This is a genomic window from Paracoccus chinensis (genome assembly GCF_900102885.1).
Taxonomy (GTDB): domain Bacteria; phylum Pseudomonadota; class Alphaproteobacteria; order Rhodobacterales; family Rhodobacteraceae; genus Paracoccus; species Paracoccus chinensis.
Map to the genome: position 1 here is coordinate 80138 of NZ_FNGE01000012.1, position 19151 is coordinate 99288.

The 19151-nt window shown below is 66.2% G+C and carries 23 protein-coding genes and 2 pseudogenes; 3 read left to right on the forward strand and 22 right to left on the reverse strand.

The annotated features are described in order from the left end of the window. Position 1 precedes the first annotated feature (1 nt). From BLQ03_RS12875 to BLQ03_RS12885, 3 genes are read right to left on the reverse strand one after another with little or no spacing between them, the layout of a single operon-like run. The gene (locus BLQ03_RS12875; RefSeq protein ID WP_090756735.1) at positions 2–2998 is read right to left on the reverse strand and encodes a sarcosine oxidase subunit alpha; all 2997 of its coding nucleotides are present in this window, start codon (positions 2996–2998) and stop codon (positions 2–4) included. After that, positions 2995–3297 (reverse strand): sarcosine oxidase subunit delta, encoded by a 303-nt coding sequence (locus BLQ03_RS12880; RefSeq protein ID WP_090756736.1) that lies wholly within the window; start codon positions 3295–3297, stop codon positions 2995–2997. Before BLQ03_RS12880 ends, BLQ03_RS12875 begins: the two co-directional genes overlap by 4 nt. A gap of 11 nt (positions 3298–3308) precedes the next feature. Then, complete coding sequence (locus BLQ03_RS12885) at positions 3309–4562, reverse strand: sarcosine oxidase subunit beta family protein (RefSeq protein ID WP_090756737.1); 1254 nt, start codon at positions 4560–4562, stop codon at positions 3309–3311. A 94-nt stretch (positions 4563–4656) separates the two neighbouring features. Here BLQ03_RS12885 and BLQ03_RS12890 point away from each other — a divergent pair, with 94 nt between their 5' ends. Together BLQ03_RS12890 and BLQ03_RS12895 are read left to right on the forward strand one after the other, a co-directional pair. After that, the gene (locus tag BLQ03_RS12890) at positions 4657–5676 is read left to right on the forward strand and encodes a GlxA family transcriptional regulator (RefSeq protein ID WP_090756738.1); all 1020 of its coding nucleotides are present in this window, start codon (positions 4657–4659) and stop codon (positions 5674–5676) included. 967 nt (positions 5677–6643) lie between these two features. After that, complete coding sequence (locus tag BLQ03_RS12895; protein ID WP_217629732.1) at positions 6644–7066, forward strand: hypothetical protein; 423 nt, start codon at positions 6644–6646, stop codon at positions 7064–7066. Between the two features lie 60 nt (positions 7067–7126). Here BLQ03_RS12895 and BLQ03_RS12900 read toward each other — a convergent pair. From BLQ03_RS12900 to BLQ03_RS12955, 17 genes and pseudogenes are all read right to left on the reverse strand, one after another. Beyond that, positions 7127–8067: pseudogene (locus tag BLQ03_RS12900) on the reverse strand (glutathione S-transferase family protein). A gap of 50 nt (positions 8068–8117) precedes the next feature. Continuing rightward, complete coding sequence (locus BLQ03_RS18645) at positions 8118–8255, reverse strand: hypothetical protein (RefSeq protein ID WP_217629733.1); 138 nt, start codon at positions 8253–8255, stop codon at positions 8118–8120. Then, positions 8231–8881 carry an aldo/keto reductase gene (locus BLQ03_RS12905; RefSeq protein WP_281201008.1) on the reverse strand — a complete coding sequence of 217 codons (651 nt, stop codon included), beginning with the start codon at positions 8879–8881 and terminating at the stop codon, positions 8231–8233. Before BLQ03_RS12905 ends, BLQ03_RS18645 begins: the two co-directional genes overlap by 25 nt. A gap of 33 nt (positions 8882–8914) precedes the next feature. Further along, positions 8915–9022: pseudogene (locus BLQ03_RS19035) on the reverse strand (LysR family transcriptional regulator); the annotation flags it as partial. Positions 9023–9209: 187 nt separating this feature from the next. After that, on the reverse strand, positions 9210–10346 hold the full coding sequence (locus BLQ03_RS12915) for an FUSC family protein (RefSeq protein WP_090756740.1): 1137 nt from the start codon (positions 10344–10346) through the stop codon (positions 9210–9212). Then, entirely contained in the window at positions 10336–10944 is a 609-nt protein-coding gene (locus BLQ03_RS12920; RefSeq protein WP_245688897.1) for a MarR family winged helix-turn-helix transcriptional regulator, read from the reverse strand. Before BLQ03_RS12920 ends, BLQ03_RS12915 begins: the two co-directional genes overlap by 11 nt. 111 nt (positions 10945–11055) lie before the next feature. Continuing rightward, the gene (locus BLQ03_RS12925) at positions 11056–11382 is read right to left on the reverse strand and encodes a thiosulfate oxidation carrier complex protein SoxZ (protein ID WP_090756741.1); all 327 of its coding nucleotides are present in this window, start codon (positions 11380–11382) and stop codon (positions 11056–11058) included. A 9-nt stretch (positions 11383–11391) separates the two neighbouring features. Continuing rightward, complete coding sequence (locus tag BLQ03_RS12930) at positions 11392–11877, reverse strand: thiosulfate oxidation carrier protein SoxY (RefSeq protein ID WP_217629734.1); 486 nt, start codon at positions 11875–11877, stop codon at positions 11392–11394. After that, positions 11870–12922, reverse strand: coding sequence for an NAD(P)/FAD-dependent oxidoreductase (locus BLQ03_RS12935; RefSeq protein ID WP_217629735.1), 1053 nt, complete (start codon positions 12920–12922; stop codon positions 11870–11872). Before BLQ03_RS12935 ends, BLQ03_RS12930 begins: the two co-directional genes overlap by 8 nt. After that, entirely contained in the window at positions 12897–13214 is a 318-nt protein-coding gene (locus BLQ03_RS18650; RefSeq protein WP_217629736.1) for a hypothetical protein, read from the reverse strand. Before BLQ03_RS18650 ends, BLQ03_RS12935 begins: the two co-directional genes overlap by 26 nt. Further along, positions 13211–13567, reverse strand: coding sequence for a YeeE/YedE thiosulfate transporter family protein (locus BLQ03_RS19200; RefSeq protein WP_217629737.1), 357 nt, complete (start codon positions 13565–13567; stop codon positions 13211–13213). Before BLQ03_RS19200 ends, BLQ03_RS18650 begins: the two co-directional genes overlap by 4 nt. Further along, the gene (locus BLQ03_RS18660; protein WP_217629746.1) at positions 13450–13833 is read right to left on the reverse strand and encodes a hypothetical protein; all 384 of its coding nucleotides are present in this window, start codon (positions 13831–13833) and stop codon (positions 13450–13452) included. Before BLQ03_RS18660 ends, BLQ03_RS19200 begins: the two co-directional genes overlap by 118 nt. Beyond that, positions 13794–13937 carry a hypothetical protein gene (locus tag BLQ03_RS18665; protein WP_217629738.1) on the reverse strand — a complete coding sequence of 48 codons (144 nt, stop codon included), beginning with the start codon at positions 13935–13937 and terminating at the stop codon, positions 13794–13796. The genes BLQ03_RS18660 and BLQ03_RS18665 overlap by 40 nt, the downstream gene beginning before the upstream one ends. Before the next feature lie 6 nt (positions 13938–13943). Beyond that, positions 13944–14177 (reverse strand): hypothetical protein, encoded by a 234-nt coding sequence (locus BLQ03_RS18670; protein ID WP_217629739.1) that lies wholly within the window; start codon positions 14175–14177, stop codon positions 13944–13946. After that, positions 14174–15454, reverse strand: coding sequence for an NAD(P)/FAD-dependent oxidoreductase (locus BLQ03_RS12945; protein ID WP_090756743.1), 1281 nt, complete (start codon positions 15452–15454; stop codon positions 14174–14176). Before BLQ03_RS12945 ends, BLQ03_RS18670 begins: the two co-directional genes overlap by 4 nt. Beyond that, the gene (locus BLQ03_RS12950; RefSeq protein WP_217629740.1) at positions 15451–15756 is read right to left on the reverse strand and encodes a c-type cytochrome; all 306 of its coding nucleotides are present in this window, start codon (positions 15754–15756) and stop codon (positions 15451–15453) included. Before BLQ03_RS12950 ends, BLQ03_RS12945 begins: the two co-directional genes overlap by 4 nt. Continuing rightward, entirely contained in the window at positions 15753–16280 is a 528-nt protein-coding gene (locus tag BLQ03_RS12955) for a PCC domain-containing protein (protein ID WP_090756744.1), read from the reverse strand. The genes BLQ03_RS12950 and BLQ03_RS12955 overlap by 4 nt, the downstream gene beginning before the upstream one ends. A gap of 93 nt (positions 16281–16373) precedes the next feature. Between BLQ03_RS12955 and BLQ03_RS12960 the strand changes: the two genes are divergently transcribed. Then, a complete protein-coding gene (locus BLQ03_RS12960) occupies positions 16374–17417 on the forward strand; it encodes a pseudouridine synthase (RefSeq protein WP_245688898.1) in 1044 nt (347 codons plus the stop codon). 681 nt (positions 17418–18098) lie between these two features. On the opposite strand, the gene BLQ03_RS12965 is transcribed toward BLQ03_RS12960, so the two are convergent. Both BLQ03_RS12965 and BLQ03_RS12970 read right to left on the reverse strand, forming a co-directional pair. Then, positions 18099–18806: an IS6 family transposase gene (locus BLQ03_RS12965; RefSeq protein ID WP_090756758.1), complete on the reverse strand. Its 708-nt coding sequence runs from the start codon at positions 18804–18806 to the stop codon at positions 18099–18101. A 57-nt stretch (positions 18807–18863) separates the two neighbouring features. Then, positions 18864–19151: integrase core domain-containing protein (locus tag BLQ03_RS12970; RefSeq protein WP_139166738.1), on the reverse strand; the 288-nt coding region annotated here is incomplete at its 5' end.

The following is a 19151-nucleotide window of genomic DNA, read 5'->3' on the forward strand; positions in this document are numbered from 1 at the left end:
CCTATGCCTCGATCTTCAGGCGGGTGTTCTCGGGGTCCACGAAGACCGTGCCGGTGATCGTGGCGGCGATGGTGCGGTCGGGCATGGGGATATGGACCGTCTGGCCCATGCGGTCCTGCCCGCCCTCGACCAGGGCCAGCGCGATCGGACGTCCCACCGCCTGCGAGTGGTAGGAGGAGGTGACATGGCCGACCATGGTCATGGGCACCGGCTGCTTCGGGTCGAAGACAATCTGCGCCCCTTCCTCCAGCCGCGAACCGTCCTCGGTCAGCAGCCCGACGAGATGCCTGCGGTTCTTCGCCACCAGGTCGGGGCGCGCGAGGCCCCGCTTGCCCACGAAGTCGGGCTTGGATTTGCCGACTGCCCAGCCCATCCCGGCGTCATAGGGCGTGACCGTCCCGTCGGTGTCCTGCCCGACGATGATATAGCCCTTTTCGGCCCGCAGGACGTGCATCGTTTCCGTGCCATAGGCGGTGATGCCGTAGCGCTGGCCGTCCTGCCACAGCCGGTCCCACAACTGCATCGCCATGGGCGAGGGCACGTTGACCTCGAAGCCGATCTCGCCGGTGAAGCTGACGCGGAACAGCCGCGCGGGCAGCCCCGCGACCGTGCACTCGGCGCAGGACATGTGCGGGAAGGCGTCCTCGGTCAGTTCCACCCCCTCGACCAGCGGCGCCAGCAGCTTCGCGGCATTGGGACCGTTCAGCGCCACCGTGGACCACTGCTCGGTGGTCGAGGTGAGCCACACGTTCAACTCGGGCCATTCGGTCTGAAGGTAATCCTCCATCATGTTCAGCACCCGCGCGGCACCGCCCGTGGTGGTTGTGACATGGAAGCGGTCGGCGGCGAGCCGCCCGATCACCCCGTCGTCGCGGATGAAGCCGTCGTCGCCCAGCAACAACCCGTAGCGGCAGCGGCCGACGCCCAGCTTGGCCCAAGGGTTGGTGTACATCCGCTCCATGAAGGTGACGGCGTCCGGCCCAATGACCTCTATCTTGCCCAGCGACGAGGCGTCGAAGATGCCCAGGCTGCTGCGGACGGCGGCGCATTCGCGGCGGACGGCGGCCTCCATGTCCTCGCCCGGACGCGGGAAATACCAGGCGCGGCGCCATTGGCCGACCGGCTCGAAGGCCGCGCCCTGCGCTTCCGCCCAGGCGTCGATGGGGGTCTTGCGGGTCAGTTCGAAATGGTCGCCGCGGTGATAGTTCGCCAGCGCGCCGAAGGTGGTCGGCGTATAGGGCGGCCGGAAGGTCGTCAGCCCGACCTGCGGTTGCGGGCGGCCCAGGGCATCAGCGGCGATGTTCAGGCCATTGATGTTCGAAAGCTTCCCTTGGTCGGTCGCCATGCCGTTGGTGGTGTAGCGCTTGACATGCTCGATGGAATGCATCCCCTCGCGCACGGCCAGCCGCAGGTCCTTGGCGGTCACGTCGTTCTGGTAATCGACAAAGGCCTTGGCGCGGCCGGCGTTCAGGTCGGTCGGCAGTTCGATCTGCGTGACGCCAGTGCCGGTGCGGTCGCCCTGTACGCGGGGCGCCTGCGCCGCGCTGTCCTTGCCCAGCGCCGCCGCCACCTCGCGGCCGCGTGCCGCGCCATCCTCAAGCGCCGCCTGCACGCCCCAGAGGCCCCGGCCCGCGCCCGCGATCACGCAATCCTCGCGCGTCTCGGCGGGCAGGAAGGTGGTCTGCGCCTCGTCCCAGGCCAGCTTGCCCTGGGTGTGCGAGAAGAGATGCAGCGAGGGCGTCCAGCCGCCCGACATCAGCACCGCGTCGCAGGCGATGGTCACCGGGGAGCCGACCTGCCCGCCTTGGACAGGATTCACCCGCAGCGATTTCACCCGCAGCCGCCCCGAGGTCGCCGTCGCCGTGTGCCCCAGCTTCACCAGAATGCCCAGCGCGCGGGCCTCGTGCAGCAGGTCCTCGCGGACCGAGGGGCGGGTGTCCACGATGGCCTGCACCCGCGCGCCCGCGCCCTGCAGGTCGAAGGCGGCATACCAGGCGCTGTCATGGCTGGTCAGCACAACGGGTCGGTCGCCCACCCGCACGCCATAGCGGTTGAGATAGGTCTGCGCGGCTCCGGCCAGCATCACGCCGGGCCGGTCGTTGCCGTTGAAGACCAGCGGCTTCTCGATCGCTCCCTGTGCCAGCACCACCCAACGGGCGCGGACACGCCACAGGCGTTCGCGCGGGGTGTCGGCGGGCAGTTGGGCCAGGTGGTCCGTCAGCTTCTCGCACAGGCCCACCATGTTCTGGTGGTAGTAGCCGATGGCGGTGGTGCGGGTCATGATCCGCACCCCCAGCCCTTTCAGCGCCGCGAGTTCGTCGGCCAGCCAGTCCCAGGCCGGGCGGCCGTCGATGCGGACCTGCGGCTCGGAGAGCAGCGTGCCCCCGGCCTCGGCATTCTCGTCCACCAGCACGACGCGCAAGCCCTCGACGGCAGCCGCACGGGCCGCAGCCAGCCCCGCGGGACCCGCGCCCACGATCAGCACGTCGCAATGCAGGTTGCGCGAGGCGTAGGTGTCCGGGTCTTCCTCGGTCGGCGAGACGCCCAGGCCAGCGGCACGGCGGATAAAGGGCTCATAGACCTTGTCCCAGAAGCCGCGCGGCCACATGAAGGTCTTGTAGTAGAACCCGGCGGAAAACAGCATGTAGCCCGCGTCGTTCACCGCGCTAACGTCGAACCTGAGGCTCGGGAACCTGTTCTGCGAGGTGACCTCCAGCCCCTCCCAGATCTCCTGCACGGTGGCGCGGGTGTTCGGCTCGAACCGGCCCGGCCCGCGGCGGGTGCCGACAAGGGCGTTCGGCTCCTCGGACCCCGCACTGACGGGGCCGCGCGGGCGGTGATACTTGAAGGACCGGCCCATCAGGTGGACGCCATTGGCCAGCAGCGCCGAGGCAACCGTGTCGCCTGCCGCGCCCTGATAACGGCGGCCGTCGAAGGTGAAGCCGACGGGGCGCGAGGCATCCACCCGGCCACGGCCCGGAACGCGACAGGATCTCATGTGCGGTCCCCCTGCAGCGAGGAAAGATCGGGACGCGGGGCGCCCGCCTTGTAGGTCGTCAGGAAGCGGTCGCTGACCGTGTCGCGCACCGCGTTGAAGAAGCGCCCGCAGCCATGAAGGTGCCGCCAGCGCTCGTAGTGCGGCCCCTTCGGGTTGGAACGGATGAACAGGAAGTTCTCCCATTCCGCGTCGGTCTGGGACGAGGGATCGGCGGCGCGAACGACATGGGCCTGTCCGGCATAGGTGAACTCGACCTCGGGCAGGGTCTCGTCGCAATAAGGACAGTGGATCAGCAGCATGGGCGGCTCTCTCAGTGGGCCACGGCGGCGGCGGCGGCCTCGTCGATCAGCCGGCCGGTGCGGAAACGTTCGATGGTGAAGGGCGCGTTGATGCGGTGCGGCTCGTCCCTGGCGATGGTCCAGGCGAAGACATGGGCCGAGCCGGGCGTGGCCTTGAAGCCGCCCGTGCCCCAGCCGCAGTTGACGTAAAGCCCCGGCACCGGGGTCTTCGCGATGATGGGCGAGCGGTCGGGCGTCACGTCCACGATCCCGCCCCATTTCCGCAGCATCCGCATCCGGCTGAAGATCGGAAAGATCTCGGTGATGGCGGCGATCGTATGCTCGATCAGCGGCAGCCCGCCGCGCTGCGAATACGAGGTGTACTGGTCGGTGCCCGAGCCGATCACCAACTCGCCCTTGTCGGACTGGCTGATATAGGCATGGACCGCGTTCGACATGACGACGCAGGGGAAGATCGGCTTCACCGGCTCGGACACAAGCGCCTGCAGCGGGAAGCTTTCCAGCGGCAGCCGCACGCCCGCCGTTTCCATCACGACCGAGGTATGGCCGGCGGCCGAGACCGCGACCTTCTTCGCGCGGATGAAACCCTTGGCCGTCTCGACCCCCGTCACGCGACCATCGGGGCCGCGCCGGATCGCCGTCACGGGGCAGTTCTGGATGATGTCCACGCCCCGCGCCGCGGCCGCACGGGCATAGCCCCAGGCCACCGCGTCATGCCGCGCGGTCCCCGCGCGTTCCTGCAGCGCGCCGCCGACCACCGGATAGCGGGCGTTGCGCGAGATGTTCAGCGGCGGGCAGTATTCCTTGCATTCCTCGGCCGTCAGCCAGCGGTTGTCCACGCCGTTCAGCCGGTTCGAATGGATGTGGCGCTTGAAGCTCTGAACGTCGTGGACCGTGTGCGCCAGCATCAGCACGCCGCGCTTGGAATACATGACGTTATAGTTCAGCTCCTGGCTCAGATCCTCCCACAGGTCGACTGAATGGTCGTAAAGCCGGGCGCTTTCGTCATAAAGATAGTTCGAGCGGATGATCGTCGTGTTCCGCCCCGTGTTGCCACCGCCCAACCAGCCCTTGTCGATGACCGCGACATTGGTAATGCCGTGCTGCTTGGCGAGGTAATAGGCCGCCCCAAGCCCGTGGCCGCCCGCGCCCACGATCACCACGTCGTATTCGGCCCTTGGCTGGGCCTCGGGCCATTGCTCGGGCCAGTTTTTGTGGCCGGTCAGGCTGTGTTTCAGAAGGGATAAAGCATTGAAGCGCGCCATGGTCACACCGGCTCAGGAGGGCTGGCGGCAAAGCTACTTTGCGGGACCTGCGCACGGCGGTAGATTCGCGCCATCCCAGTTGAAGGATCGCGTCATGGCCCAGCCCCTGTCCCCGCTTCGCAAGCGCCTGAGGGTCGGCTTCATCCTGGCCGACCGCTTCACCCTGTCGGCCTTTGCCAATTTCGTGGACGTGCTGCGGCTTGCGGCGGACGAGGCCGACAAGTCGCGACCGATCCTGTGCGACTGGGCGGTGCTGTCGGACGACATGGCGCCGATCCGGTCCAGCTGCGGGGTGCGCGTCCAGCCCGACAGCCGCCTGCGCCACGCGGGACGGTTCGATTATCTCGTGGTCGTCGGCGGCCTAATCGGGGACGACGTGGCGCTGGGCAACGGGATAATGGACTACCTCCAGTCGGCGGCGGTCTCGGGAACGGCGTTGGTGGGGCTTTGCACCGGAGTCTTCATCCTACAGCAGGCAGGGTTGCTGAAGGGCTATCGCGCCTGCGTCAGCTGGTTCCACCACCAGGATTTCATCGATCGCTTCGAGGCCGTGACCCCCGTCGCCGACCAGATCTTCGTCGTGGACCGCGACCGCCTGACCTGTTCGGGCGGGCAGGGGGCGGCGCATCTGGCCGCGCATCTGGTTCAGCGCCACATCGGCAAGTCGGCCGCCACGAAAAGCCTCAACATCATGATGATCGAGGAGGCGCTGAGCGGCGAGCGCCCCCAGCCCGGCCAGCTTCTGGCGCAGCGGGCGACCGATCCTCTGGTCAAGCGGGCCGTCCTGAAGATGCAGCAGAACATAGAAGTCCCGAAGCCCATCGAGGACCTTGCCCGAGAACTTGGCGTCGGCCGCCGAACGCTGGAACGGCATTTCCTGTCCGACCTGCGGCAGTCGCCCCTGAAGATCTACGCCGAACTCCGGATCGAACGCGCCCTGCTGCGCCTGCGCAGCACAAGGGATTCCACGACCGAGATCGCGCTCGCCTGCGGCTTCTGCGACGCCCCGCACCTGACCCGCGTGCTGAAGGCCGAGCGCGGCATCACCCCGGCGCAGTACCGCAGGAGCTTTCCGATGGAAGCGGCAGGCCAAGCAATCGGGCGGGTTTGCTGAACCATCTCGAGCGCGGCCTGCTCGACCCTGTTCGTGCGGTTCGTCCAGCCCTGTCCGAAGTCTCCCGGCTGTCCAGCTTGCGGTGATATTTCAGCCGATCCTGCGCGAACCTGCGGATGACCTGTCGCGGGTTCATGGTGTCCGTCGCGCTTATGGTGATCGGGCCGACCGAGCCGCCTCACTTAGAGACGGTGCTTCAATTGCGGAATGCCGGTGCCCTACATCTTCTCGGCGGCAGTGGCAGGAACGACGAGTTGTTACTCACCTAGATTCCTAACGGCTCGATCCGCCGTGTACTGTAGCAAGGGCCGGAGGCAATACCGACCACGTACGAACGTGCGCGCTGTGCGAAATCAAGACTGGCGCACAACCTGCTATGCGCAGGCTGGACTGAGCGTGTCTACAAGGGGATTGTTCAGCGGACACTCCGTCCGCCATCTATGGATTGCCGCTGCCATTCACCGCAGGCTCAAGGTAACTGCGAAAGAGCTCGTCGCGTCGGCCTGGCAAGCGGAAAGGTGCCTCTCTGCTGCGACATTTGAATCAAGGTGCTGGTTGGAAAACAACCGACGCTGGCGTACAGGCCGATGCCATCGGTCATCATAGCCGCCCAAGTTTACTGCGTCCCCAAAGCGCATGTGCCATCCTGCTGTGCAATGAGGTTTGTCCTGCAGGCGCCTCTGCGACTCCGATGCGTCCGACCAACCTGATCGCCAAGCTGAACAGGAGAGCATGGCAAGCTCACGCGCTCTGGAATATCGCCGCGGCCTCCGGTGTCATCCATGGTTGGCTAGCGCGCCAGCCGCTCGCGCTCTCTCGGGGCGTCATGCCCGCACAGGCCTGGCCCGGCAGCCGCCCAGCAATCCCCCAAGGACGTGACTGCGGCCGAGTTGCCAATTGAAAAGGCGGTCCTTATCCAGAGTCTGGGCAATCTCTTCGAGGTGCGCCTCCCGTCAGCTGGCTTTGGGTGACCGAGCGCACCGCAGGCCGGCTAATTCCCGTGGACCCCGGAAATAGCAGCGTGCGAAGCGCCTACGAGTTCACGCTGCCGCCGATCACCAGTGGGACCCAGACGAAAGTGATGGGCTTTGCCTTCCATCCCCAGTTCGGCCAAGGGTCCGACCAGCCCTTCGTTTGCCTCACCTACATGGACGAGGCGCGCACCGATCCCTCGCGCTCGGACAAGGCCGACTCCTACTGCCGGACGTTCAACAAGGTCGTCCATCTCGATTACGATCAGGCGACGGGCAGGTTGTCGCACCTGATCGACGTGCTGACCGGCATTCCGGCCAACAACGACCAAAATTCGGGCCGGACGCGGAAGGCGCCGAGCAGTACGCCGGGCGCGACCTTGTCGGCAGGTCATCACCCTCAGGGCTGCTGGCCATAATGACACCCTTCCGGGCATCATAACCGTGACACAGGAAACCTCGCGCTCGCGGGCTTCGGCTCAGGCCCGGTCCAACTTCGGTCCAAGCGGCACGATGCCGGGCGGGTTAAGCGCCTTGATCGAGTAATAGCCGCGGTTGATGTGGTCGATGCTGACCGTGTCGCGCACGCCGGGCAGGGCGAGGAAGCGTTCCAGATAACTGATGAGCGCCGGATAGTCGGCCAGCCGGCGCAGGTTGCATTTGAAAAGGCCATGGTAGGCCGCGTCGAAGCGCACCAGCGTCACGAAGAGGCGGATGTCGGCCTCGGTCACCCGCTCGCCCGACAGGAAGGCGCGGTGGGCCGAGAAACGCGCCTCGAGCTCGTCCAGCGTGGCAAAAACGTCGTGGAAGGCTTCCTCATAGGCTTCCTGCGTAGTGGCGAAGCCCGCACGATAGACGCCGTTGTTCAGGCGCGGATAGATGCGGGCGTTCAGCGCCTCGATCTCGTCCCGCAGCTCGGCGGGATAGAGGTCGAGCGTCGGATCGGCCAGGTCGCCGAAGCCCTCGTTCATCATCCGCAGGATCTCGGCGGATTCATTGTTGACGATGGTGCGCCGCTGCTTGTCCCAGAGGACCGGCACCGTCGCCCGGCCCGAGACTTCGGGGGGATCGGCCCCGCTGTAGATCTGGTGCAGATAGTCGGCGCCGGTCAGCGGGTCAGGCGCGGTGAAGCGCCAGTCCTGGTCGCCCAACTCCGGCTCGACCCCAGAAACCGAGATCACGTCTTCCAGCTTCTTCAGCCTGCGCCCGATCAGCGTGCGCGAGGCTCAAGGGCAGATCAGCGCGACGTAAAGGTGATAGCGGCCGGCTTCGGCGGCAAAGCCGCCCTCGCCGGTCGGGCCAAGGCTGCCTTCGGGCGTCACCCAGTTGTGGAAGCTCGAGGTCTGGTGGACGAAGCCGCCCTTTTCATCCCTCGCCTGCACCGGCTGCCAGTCGGCACCCATTTTCCTTGCACGAGCATCTGTCTCTCCCTGTGGCTGGACCCGGCGCGAGAGCCGCCGGGCTTTGCGGTCAGCGGCTCGCGGCGTCGAGCCGCTCGCGGGCGGCTGCGGGCAGGTCCAAGCCTGCGGGGCCCATGATCTCGTCCGGTTGCGCCGTGCTGGTGGGGCTGGCAATGGGCGCGGTCAGCCGGGGCGCGACATCAGCCAAGCCAGCGCGACCTGAACCTGCGGGGCGCCCACCTCCCCGGATACGACGCGCAGCGCCGTCAGGATACGCTGGCCGCGGTCATTGAAGTAGCCCTCGAGGAAGTCCTTGCGGCTGCTGCCCTCAAGATCGGCCGTGCTGCGGTATTTCCCGGTCAGGAAGCCGCTCGCCAGCGAGAAATAGCTAGCGGCGCCAAGCGCTTCCGACTGGATGACGGGCAGCAGCGACTGCTCGAAGTCCTTGCGGTCGTAAAGGTTGTAGGCGGGCTGGACGATCTCGCAGCGGGGCAGGCCCGTGGCCCTTGCGGTATCCAGCGCGGCCTGCAGGCGCCCGGCCGAGTGGTTCGAGGCGCCGATCGCGCAGACCTTGCCCGCCTCGACCAGCCGGGAAAAGGCGCCCAGAGTTTCCTTGAAGGGCACGCTCTCGTCGTCCACATGGGCGAAACAGACGTCCACATGACCGGTCCGCAGGCGGCGCAGCGAGTCATCCAGCGCTGTCCCGATGTTGGCCGCCGACAGGCCTGAGCGCCGGTCCACATGCCGACCTTGGTCATCAGGACCACGTCGTCGCGGCGTCTGCGAGATGTTGCGGATCTCGGTGCCGAGCCTGTCGAGTTCCTCGATCAGCACCCGCAGCCGGTCGTGATGGGCCCGGCCCGCCTCGGTCGGGGAAACCGAGCGCGTGGTGCGGTTCAGCAGCCGCACGCCCAGTTCCGCCTCGAGGCGCGAGACCAGCTTCGACGCCTGGCCCGAGCTGGTGCCGAGCATCTGCGCCGCTGGTGAAGCTGCCCGCCTCCATCACCGAGAGGAACATCCGGTCGCAATCCAGTCGGTTCATGTTTCCTCGACCCGATGCCCGAACCCCTGCCTCATCATTGCCGAACTCAGCGGAAGGGGAAAACCCCGGCGGCTCTGGCCCCTTAGCGATCCCTGCGCTGCCATGCGTCGCGTGAAGGGGCTATGTGTCCGCTGCTTCCTTCCGCAGCTCTGCCAGGTACCGGCGGTCGTCCATCGTGGACAGCAGCACCGCGATCACGATGCCCGCGCCTGCGCCCAGAAGCGTGTCCAAGACACGCTCGGGGACCAGGGCGGGCCCCGCCCCCTGGGGCGCGGCCAGATGGGTCATCAGCAGCGCCATGGGCGTGACGAGGATCTGGCCGAAGGCATAGTTGATGCCGATCACCATCTCGGTGGCGACCTGAAGCAGGATCAGGACCGCGATCAGGGTCCAGACGGACGGATCCTGCACCAGCAGCACCCAGGCCAGCAGAGAGCCGACAACCGTCCCCGCCATGCGCTGCAGTGCGCGGTTCATGGTGATGTGCAGATGCGCCCCCTGCATCACCGCCAGGGCCCCCATCGCCGCCCAGGCGGGATGGTCGGCCCCGAGGACATGGCCGAGGAAGACGGCGATCCCGGCGGCGATGCTGCTGCGGGCGGCTGCGGCCAGGCGGTGGCTCAGAGGGCGGACCGGCTCGGCAGGAAGGGGGTGGTCCGGTGTCGGATGATGGCGGAAGGCCTCGGTCACGGTGCAGACCAGCAGGGCCAGGGCCGCGACGGTGGCCGTCGCCAGGACCCGCTCGACGACCTCCGGGCCCGTCAGTCCTCCGGCTGACATCGAGGCGCCGGCGGCGAAGACGAAGATCAGCGGACCCGGCGCGCCGAACCTGCCCGTGACCGCCACGAACAGGAAAACCCCGCAAGAAACTGCCAGCAGCAGCAGTTGCAGGGCGACAGGGGCGCCCATCCATGCCGCGCCGGACATGACCAGCACCGCAAGCACCTGCCAGATGCCGCACAGAAGCACGATCCGGTTCCGCCTGCGGGCAGGCGCAAAGCGCCCGAACAGCGCCACGAGCGCCCCCAGCGAGGCAAAGCCGATCAGATGCGACCAGGGCGAGAGATGGAACAGCGGCAGGGCGATCGCCGAGGTGATCGCGGCCTGCAGTCCTGCCAGCGCCGAGTTGCGCAGCGAGGGCTGCCGCGCCAGCGCCGCGCTGTCCCGCAGCTGGTCAGGATGCAGAAGATGGCGCGCGGCATCGCGGCGCCTGGCCCGGGCCGTGACCGCCCGGCTGCCGGATCGGTCAGTCCTCATGGGGTATTACCGCCTTGTCCTCCGCGGCAAGGGCGGTCATGCGGTGATCGATTTTGTCAAGGCAATCCAGCATCCGGGCGATCTCTTCGTCCGAAAGATCGCACAGGACCGCCTCTTCGGCGCGAGCCAGTTCCTTGCGGATCAGGCAGACCCGGCGCTCGCCCTGGGATGTGAGATGGATCAGGCGCGCCCGGCCGTCGCTTTCGTCCCGGCGCCGCTCGATCAGCCCTTCGCGTTCCAGGATATCAAGGACGCGCACGAGGCTGGACCCATCCACCCCGACAAGGCCGGCCAGTTCTTTCTGGGTGATGCCGCCCCCGGTCTCGTTGAGATGGACCAGCGGAACCCAGGTGGCATCGGTCAGTCCCGCGGCGGACAATTCGGCCTCCATCGTGCGGCGCCAGCGCCTTCCGAGCAGGGAGAAGCGGAAACCGAAGCGCGAGCGAGAAGAGGATGCAGGATGTGTCATCGGAAGCATGTAGGAGTAGGTGATTTGTATTGCAATACAAATCATCTGCCGCCGTGATCGTGGCTCAGCCTGTGTTCCTGCTGCCCTCAAGCGCCGCCGGACCGGTGCTGATGCAGCGGCAGCCAACATCCGGCCTGGGTCTGCCGGGCGCCGCGTGCTGCAGATCCGCCGCCCGATGGAGACGAATTCTGAAACATCTCGCCAAGGTGCAGCGGTTGCCCGCTCATGCGGATGCTTCCCTCAACCAACCTTTACCGCACGTTCCGCTTCCGCCACGACGCCCTTGGTATCTGACCAGATCATGCGCAGCGTACCGCCTTGGCGGGCCGCAAAGGTGAACTCGATATAGGGATTCTGCGAGATCGCGGTTTCGGGCAGCCATTCCATCAGCAGCGCGTCGTCGAGCGTCGCGGTGAAGCCGGTCAGAAGGTCCTCCGGGATCGGCTCACCTTCGGCATCCAGCCGAAAGCCGCTTTCCATAACGTGAACCACTTGGGTACGGACGCGGACGACCTCTCCCGGTGCCGGGGCCTCGTTGCTGATCCAGATACGGGGGGGACGGGCCATGACTGTCTCCTACAGGCCGCAGCCGCCGGCCGCGACGGTGATGTCCTGCCGGGCCATCAGCACACGGCCATCGCTCATGCGGGCATAGGCCCGGATCGGCATCGACTGGATCAGCCGCACCCGCACCGCGACATCGGCCGACCCGGTCGCAGCGGTGAAGCGGAAGCGGCAGGCCAAGGGCTTTGGGTTCAGATCGGCGATCAGGATGATTTCCTCGCACCACGAGGCTTCCGTGATCGGCTCGGTGACATGAACGCGGACCGGCACGGCGGCGGGGTTGTCGCCGAGGGCGGGCAGATCAAGTGTCAGCCCTTCGGCCAGCGGCTCGGCCCCGTCTGCAAATTCGGCGGCAAGGCGGTCCGCTTCGGCCGAGTCGGGCTGCGGCATCGCCAGCGAGGACTGCGCCCGTGCAGGCGCGGGGCAAAGCCCCAGCGCAGCGATACCGGCAAGCGAAGCGCCCCCTGCCAGAAGGCGCCGCCGGTCGGGGTCAGACACGGACAAAGTCATCGAACATCCCGTTGATCCAGCCAAAGTCTTCTTCCATCAGGTCGGGGGTACGGACGTCGATATCAATCTGCGTCCGGTGCACGAGGTCGTCAGCCCCGACCTCATAGGCGAACTCGACCAAGATGGCCTCGCGCGGGTCGCCGTTCACCAGCATGTAGCACAGGTTGTCGGGCAGCCGCGCCACGACCTCCTCGCCGCGCACGCGCTCGCCGATGTTCCTTGCCACGATCTTGCCGATGCAGTTCGCGACATGGGCGCTTTTCGGGTAATGCCCGAAATGGGGCGAGATCGGGCCCATGCTGTCGCCCACGATACAGACGCTGTCGTCGGCATTGGCGTGGTAAAGCCGCGGGTTCATATCGGCCCAGCCGGTGGATTTCCCTTCGGCATCGCGGCCGATCAGGTCGGCGTGGAAGACCATGTCGGATGCCTTGTGCGGCGGCATGAAGGTGGCGTCGTCGAAGCCGAAGTCGCCCGCCTCGGTCATGATCCGCTTGTTGAAGGGATCGACCTCCTTCACCTTCGCATTCGGCACATGGGTGATGATGTCGGGGTAAAGCTCCTGGAACGCCGTGCGGTAGCCCTCGCCGATGGGGGCGACCTGGGGCTTGGGATCAAGGATCACGATCTTCGCCGGAATGTTGTTGGTCTTGAAGTGCCAGGCCATCAGGCAGGCGCGTTCGTAAGGCGAGAACGGACAGCGGTGGGGCGGCGGGGGCAGGGTTATCACGATGGTGCCGCCCTTGAAGCTGCGAACCCTGTCCTTCAGCCCCAGCATCTGCCCCTGCGGGATATAGGCCGAGGCGTAATGCGCGCGGGTATGGCCGATCGCCGTCTGGTCGCCGCTGAACCAGGCGTCCCAGGCATCGCGGATGCCGCCCGACAGGATCAGGTAGTCGTAGTCCACCGCGCCTTTCGAGGTGCGGACGACCTTGCGGTCGCGCTCGATCCCCGTGACGTCGCACTGGACAAGGGTATAGCCGTACCTGTTGGCGGGCCGCTGCATGTCATGGACAAGGAAGCCCGTGTCCACCACGTCGATCAGCCACTTGTGGGAAAACGGCGCGGACCGGAAGAAGGGGGTTGCGCTCCAGCAGGATCACCTTGGGCTCGGGCAGTTCGGCCTTGAGGTAGCGGGCCGCGGTCAGTCCGCCCCAGCCGCCACCGCAGATGATAATGCGTGGGTTCTTTCCGCTCCGCGGCTTGAGGATGGTGTCGCCCGTCAGCGCGGCGGACGCGGCAAGAGCGGGCGAGATGCCGGCCAGCGCGCCGCCCACGGCAAGGCCGGGCGCGGCCGTGAGAAGGGTGCGGCGGCGGATCTTCATGTCGTGGCTCCTGCGGAAGTGGGTTGGGGAAAAGGCGACAGCGCCACCAAGGCCCCTGCGGCGATGCCGGCAAGGGCAACGATGCTGCCCAGTGAAAGGGTTGAAACACCCGAAAGCCCTTGGCCGATGGAACAGCCAAGGGGTAGGACGCCCCCGAAGCCCATCAGGACGCCGCCCGCGATGGCGCGCAGCATCTGGCGGAGTGAGCTGAAGCTTTCCGGATGGAAGCTGCAGGTCAGGATCGCCGTGTTGAAAGCATCGTCCAGAGCAGGCTTTCGCCCATCGGTCCGACAAAGCTGATCGAGGTCAGGGGCCTCGGGTCGAAAGGATCGTCGGTGGCAAAGGTGATCCACCAGCCGCCCGCCACGGTCAGTCCGATGACTGCCGCCATTACCTCCTCGCGCGGGCTGCGGCGCAGCAGGGGCAGGGCGAACCAGCCAAGCAGCAGGGCAGGGAGAGCAACCGACAGCAGAAGGGGAAAAACAGTTCCCGCGTCGGCAAGAAGCTGCGGCAGGGACGAAGCGGCAGGCGCCTGCCCCAGTTGCTGCACCACCGCGCGCAGGGGCGCCAGCACCTCGGTCAGCGTGGTCTGTGCCCCGAGGCCGAGACAGAGCAGCACAGGAAGCGCGCGTAGGTTGCCCCCGCCAGCAGCACCAGCGGGCGCGCATCGCAGGCATTGGCAAGCCCCATGCCGATTCCGAAGATCACGCCCCCCGCCAGCATGGAGGGTCAGGGATTGTTCGCCCTCAACGGCATCCCGGCACTCAGGTCCGTGCCGCCCGCAAGGTTCAGCGCCTGCGTCGCCAGCAGCGCCACCAGCATGGCCAGGCCGAAGGCCAGCAGCGCCGACAGGTCGCCGCCGGGCCGCAGACCCCTGAGGCCGCGTAGCAGGCAGAAGCCGCCGGCCCTTGCCGCCGCGCCGAAGATCACGCCGAGGACCCGGCCCGGCAGCACTGCGTTCATGCCGTGCCCCAGACGTCGGCACAGATCGAGGCATACCAGCCCGCGCCATAATCCGCCTCGGCCTGCCGGAACCCGGGGCCCGCCTCCAGCGGGCTGACCCCGCCGGAACCCTCGACTTCAATCACCTTCTCGCCCTCGGCGCGGTACACGCCCGCGACCGAGATGCCATAGCCCGGGCCGACCAGGCTGTAGCAGGTGTTGGCAAAGCTCGCGGGCGGCGGTTCCTGCCCGGCCAGGTCGGCGGCAATGGCTGCCGCCGCGACCTTGGCCTGGGCGTTGGCGCAGAAGCCCGACTTGGGCATCGGCGCTGCGATGGTGGCGTCGCCCAGGACATGAACCCCCGGAACCCGCGCGGATTCGAAGCGGTCCGCCCGCACCGGCACCCAGCCCGTTTCATCGGTGACGCCCGCGCGGTCCGCGATCAGACCGGCCCTTTGCGGCGGGATCATGTTCAGCACGTCGGCCTTGTGGCGGGTGCCGAAGGCGGTGACGGCTTCGCGGGCCCCTGCGTCCACCTCGACCACCAGCCCGTCGTCGGACTGGCCGATCCATTCGATCATGTCGCCGTAAAGCGCCTGCCAGCCCTGCTGGAACAGCGCCTGCTTGGAAAACCTGTCCTGCGAATCCAGGATGAGGACCTTGGACCGCGGCTTGTGGGTCCTGAGGTAATGCGCAACCATGCTGGCCCGCTCATAGGGGCCGGGCGGGCAGCGAAAGGCGCCCTGCGGCACGACGATGGCAAAGGTGCCGCCATCCTCCATCTCCTCGAGCTGTCTGCGCAGAAGCTGCGTCTGAGGTCCCGCCTTCCAGGCATGGGGCGCAAGCTCCGCTGCCGCCTGATCATAGCCCGCCAGTTCGCCCCAACGGAAGTCGATGCCGGGCGACAGCACCAGCCGGTCCCAGTCCAGCCGTGTGCGGTCCGCCAGCGTGAGCGTGCGGGCCGAGCCGTCCACGTCCTCGGCCAAGGCATGGACCACCTCGACCCCCGCCGCACGCAAGCCGTCATAGCCATGCGTAATGCTGTCCCAGTCCCGCAATCCGCCCAGGTAAAGGTTCGAGAAGGGGCAGGTCACGAACCGCTCCTGCGGCTCGACCAAGGTGATCCGCAGCTCCGGGTTCAGCCGCCGCAGATACCGTGCTGCCGTCGCCCCGCCGAAACCCCCGCCGACCACCACCACGCGGGCCGCCCCCTGCGCCCGCACGATCCCGGGCAGCGCCATCGCGCCCATGCCCGCACCCATCCCCAGAAGCACGTCCCGCCGCATCGTCATCTTCATTGCCCGATCTCCGCGAACCAGCGGGCGAGCGCCCGGATCTCGGCCTCGTCATAGCCCTTCATCAGCCGCGGCATGACCGTGGCACTCGGATCGGTGCCGTCCCGGAAGGCCAGCATCCGCTTGACCGCGTCTGCCTCGGGCAGCCCGGCAATCGAGGGAATGGCCCCTGGCGACCGGCCGTCTGGCCCATGGCAATTCGCGCAGGGACCGGCGAGCACCTGCACGGCCGCAGGATCGAGGTCCTGCGCATGAGCGGCCCCCAGCCCGGCGGCAAGGGGGATGATGGAAAGAAGACGGATCATGCCTCGGCCTTCCGCTTGGTGATGGTTCGTTCGTCGAAGCCCGAGCGGTCGCAGGGCGCGCGGCCGAAGCTGAGATCGGGCAGGATCAGCGCCACGATCCCGGCCGTCGTACAAACCGCGGAACCCGGCAGCAGATGCGCGCCGAAGACCTCGCCCTCCGTGTCCACGTTCGAAATGTGAAGGTGCCGGTGGTGCCGGTCCATCGTGCCCGCCAGGGAAACGATCTCGGACCGCCCTTCGTAAAGCCTGCCGCAGTTCACATCGGCATGCCCGATATTCGCTGACCGGAGGCGGCCCGCGCAGGTCACAACGGTCATGGCTTCGTTGCCGGTATCCGGCTGAAGGCACCGGAGACCGGCGATTAGTTCGTCGCCGGGCAACAGGCGCACGGCGGCGAAGACGCCGCCAGAGTGCATGACCTGCGTATCGCCAAATGATGATGAGGACCGGGAGGTCACGCGAACTCGCCCTGCAGATGACTGAACCAGGCAGCCCCACCGGGGCATGAGACATTCAAGGTGCATCCGCAGCCTTTGTCTGTTCTTGCTCCCCCCCTTGGCGGCTTGTCAATCGAACCGGGGCAGAGGGCCGACCATGGGCCGGGGCGGCCTGAGGCGATGGCCAACGCAGCCCTAGCTTCCTCGTCGACGGCCGAAACTTGGCCGCGCCCCTGTCCGAGGAGCCCCGCCTTCTTCCAACAGAGCCGCAACTTTGCCGAGCGGCTGAAGAACGTCTGCGTTGCGCTGATGGTCACCGATCGTCACCTGCCTTATGAGACAGAGATCGAAGACGCGTTCAAAGGCGTGACGATAGCCGTCGCCGAAGGCGGTTTCAGAATCCTCGAGGCGTCAAATGAATGGCTGCTGTCGCCCTTCGGGCTGTTTGAGGGGCCGAAAGTAATGGCGAAGATCCCGACCTTCCGCGTCGACAAGCTCCTGTCCTCCATGGGCTATGGCTCGCGCAAGGAAGTGGCGCAACTGGCCAGGGCGGGCGCCATCACTCTGGACGCTGCCGCCCTTCTGGACGTCACCCGACGCATTCCGGTCACGCCGGATCTGCCGACCCGCATGAAGATCAACGGCGAGGCGCTCGATCCCCTTCCTGGCATGGTCATCCTTTTGAACAAGCCTCTGGGCATGACCTGTTCGCACAAGGAAAACGGCGCACTCGTCTATGACCTCCTGCCGGAGCGCTGGAAACGGCGGGATCCGGCGATCTCGACCATTGGCCGTCTGGACAAGCAGACGTCCGGTCTTCTGTTGCTGACCGACGATGGCGACCTGCTGCACCGTGTGATCAGCCCCAGGCGCTGCATCAGGAAGACATATCGCGCCAGGCTGGCCCGCCCGCTCGATGGCACCGAAGCCGAGATGTTTGCTTCGGGCAATCTGATCCTGCAGGGCGAGGACAAGCCCCTTGCTCCTGCCGAACTGGAGGTGGTCTCGGAAACCGAAGCCCTGCTCAGTATCACCGAGGGCCGATACCATCAGGTGCGCCGCATGTTTGCTGCCAGCGGCAACCATGTCGAGGAACTGCACCGCGAACGCCTGGGCGGTCTGTCCCTGCCTGACGACCTCGGGCCCGGTCAGTGGACCCTGCTGAACGAAGAAGAGATCGCCCTGATCTTTGAACAGTCCGAGAGCGGCGTGATCTCGGCATGAAAGGATGAACGACATCCATCTGCGCGGAGGACATGCCGACGGTTTCTTTCTGCATCTTCTGAGGGCAGAGCCATCCGGCTTGCGGCCATCTTGGACGTCCGGCCGGAGCAATCTGACGGCAGCCAATTCGTCCATCGCGCCACGTCGTCTCAGGCGATTGACCCTAAGGGAAACGCCCTGATTTGAACGCTTGAAGCACGTTTTTCCTTTTCCTGGTTCAGCGGGAAATTGGAACTGAGATCGCATCTTGTCAGCCTAGGACAAGCTCGCCGGTATCGAATCTTGCCGGCGACAATGCGCGGTCGAGCACGACGTCACAATCGGCGTGATAGGGCCGAAATCATGCTTGGCAGGCTGAACAGCAGGCGCGACAACCTCTTGGATGCACTAGCCAAATTCTTATTAAATATTGATTAGTATGTAGAAATTTGTTCCAGATGACGGATCACGATCGCTTGGAAACCTGCCGTTTTCTTGACACGCGCACGCCTGTTGAACCTAAAACGTTCAGCCGGCAAATTGCGGGATGCATTCAGGTCGGCATGCATTGTCATGCCTCAGGCGTCACAGACGAATGTGTCCGAGCTCTTGCGGTTGGTCTTGCTCTCATAACCGCAGCCGGCGCCCGTGTGCTGTCAGACGAATGCGAACTCGTCTCAGTGTTTGCGGCGAGACGAGCCTTCAGGCGAAACCGAGTTGGCGCCACTCGACGAGGGCGGCGGTGCGATTGTCCTTGAAGTGTTGGCGTCGGGGGAGGCTGCGATCCTGATTGAAGTGGTTGGAGACGGAGGCATGGACGGCGGCGAAGATCTGAAGCGTTTTCATCCGCCGGAAGCGTATCATGGCACGTTCTCGTCGCCGGAACGGCAGGTGCGAGTTCTCGACCCGATTGTTCGCGTGCCGTGCCGAGTACTGCCGGGCGCCTGCGCCGAGTTCCCGAAGAGCGGCCCCGTAAGAGCGCAGCCGGTCGGTGACGATCTGCTCAGGGCGCCCGTACCGGCGCATCAGCTTCCCAAGGAACTTCAACGCAGCCTTGCAATCCCGGGTCTTTGTCACCACGGATTCGAGCACCTCCCCCTCATGATCGACGGCGCGCCAGAGATAATGCTGGATGCAGTTGATCTTCACGAAGACCTCGTCGAAGTGCCACCTCCATTGTGGACCGAAGCGCATGGCGGAGGCTCGCTTCCTGCGGATCTCGGCGGCGAACAGCGGGCCGAACCTGTGCCACCAGAAACGCACCGCTTCGTGGGTGGCCTCGATGCCCCGCTCGTGGAGCAGGTCCTCGACATTGCGCAGCGAGAGTGGGAAGCGGACATAGAGCATCACGGCCAGCCGGATGATCTCGGGAGACGTCTTGAAGTACCGGAAGGGTGAGCGCTGGGTCATGCCGGAAAGGTAGGGGACTGGTGTTACCAGCCGGGCAAGCCGAGTTTTTCTGTCCACTTAACCTTCTTGGCTTACGAAAGACATAACGGTCTCGATGGGTCGGCGTCCCATGTTGCGATAGCCGAGATGCGGCCGTTCGGTGTTGTAGCGGACAAGCCAGGCACCGAGATCGGCCTGCAGTGCCTCGACGCCATCGTAGAAGTTGTCCCGCATGGCCACGCGGAAGAATTCATCCAGCACGGTGCCGTTGAAGCGTTCGACGAAGCCATTGGTGCGGGGCGTTCGGACCTTGGTGCGGCGATGCTCGATACCGTTGAGGTCGAGATAAAGTTCATACGGATGCCG

Excerpts from the sequence above, each read along its gene's own strand:
- BLQ03_RS12875 (WP_090756735.1), bottom strand. The coding sequence starts at position 2,998 with ATGAGATCCTGTCGCGTTCCGGGCCGTGGCCGGGTGGATGCCTCGCGC.
- BLQ03_RS12880 (WP_090756736.1), bottom strand. The coding sequence starts at position 3,297 with ATGCTGCTGATCCACTGTCCTTATTGCGACGAGACCCTGCCCGAGGTC.
- BLQ03_RS12885 (WP_090756737.1), bottom strand. The coding sequence starts at position 4,562 with ATGGCGCGCTTCAATGCTTTATCCCTTCTGAAACACAGCCTGACCGGC.
- BLQ03_RS12890 (WP_090756738.1), top strand. The coding sequence starts at position 4,657 with ATGGCCCAGCCCCTGTCCCCGCTTCGCAAGCGCCTGAGGGTCGGCTTC.
- BLQ03_RS12915 (WP_090756740.1), bottom strand. The coding sequence starts at position 10,346 with ATGAGGACTGACCGATCCGGCAGCCGGGCGGTCACGGCCCGGGCCAGG.
- BLQ03_RS12920 (WP_245688897.1), bottom strand. The coding sequence starts at position 10,944 with ATGTTGGCTGCCGCTGCATCAGCACCGGTCCGGCGGCGCTTGAGGGCA.
- BLQ03_RS12925 (WP_090756741.1), bottom strand. The coding sequence starts at position 11,382 with ATGGCCCGTCCCCCCCGTATCTGGATCAGCAACGAGGCCCCGGCACCG.
- BLQ03_RS18650 (WP_217629736.1), bottom strand. The coding sequence starts at position 13,214 with ATGAAGATCCGCCGCCGCACCCTTCTCACGGCCGCGCCCGGCCTTGCC.
- BLQ03_RS18665 (WP_217629738.1), bottom strand. The coding sequence starts at position 13,937 with ATGCTGGCGGGGGGCGTGATCTTCGGAATCGGCATGGGGCTTGCCAAT.
- BLQ03_RS18670 (WP_217629739.1), bottom strand. The coding sequence starts at position 14,177 with ATGAACGCAGTGCTGCCGGGCCGGGTCCTCGGCGTGATCTTCGGCGCG.
- BLQ03_RS12945 (WP_090756743.1), bottom strand. The coding sequence starts at position 15,454 with ATGAAGATGACGATGCGGCGGGACGTGCTTCTGGGGATGGGTGCGGGC.
- BLQ03_RS12950 (WP_217629740.1), bottom strand. The coding sequence starts at position 15,756 with ATGATCCGTCTTCTTTCCATCATCCCCCTTGCCGCCGGGCTGGGGGCC.
- BLQ03_RS12955 (WP_090756744.1), bottom strand. The coding sequence starts at position 16,280 with ATGCACCTTGAATGTCTCATGCCCCGGTGGGGCTGCCTGGTTCAGTCA.
- BLQ03_RS12960 (WP_245688898.1), top strand. The coding sequence starts at position 16,374 with ATGGCCAACGCAGCCCTAGCTTCCTCGTCGACGGCCGAAACTTGGCCG.
- BLQ03_RS12965 (WP_090756758.1), bottom strand. The coding sequence starts at position 18,806 with ATGACCCAGCGCTCACCCTTCCGGTACTTCAAGACGTCTCCCGAGATC.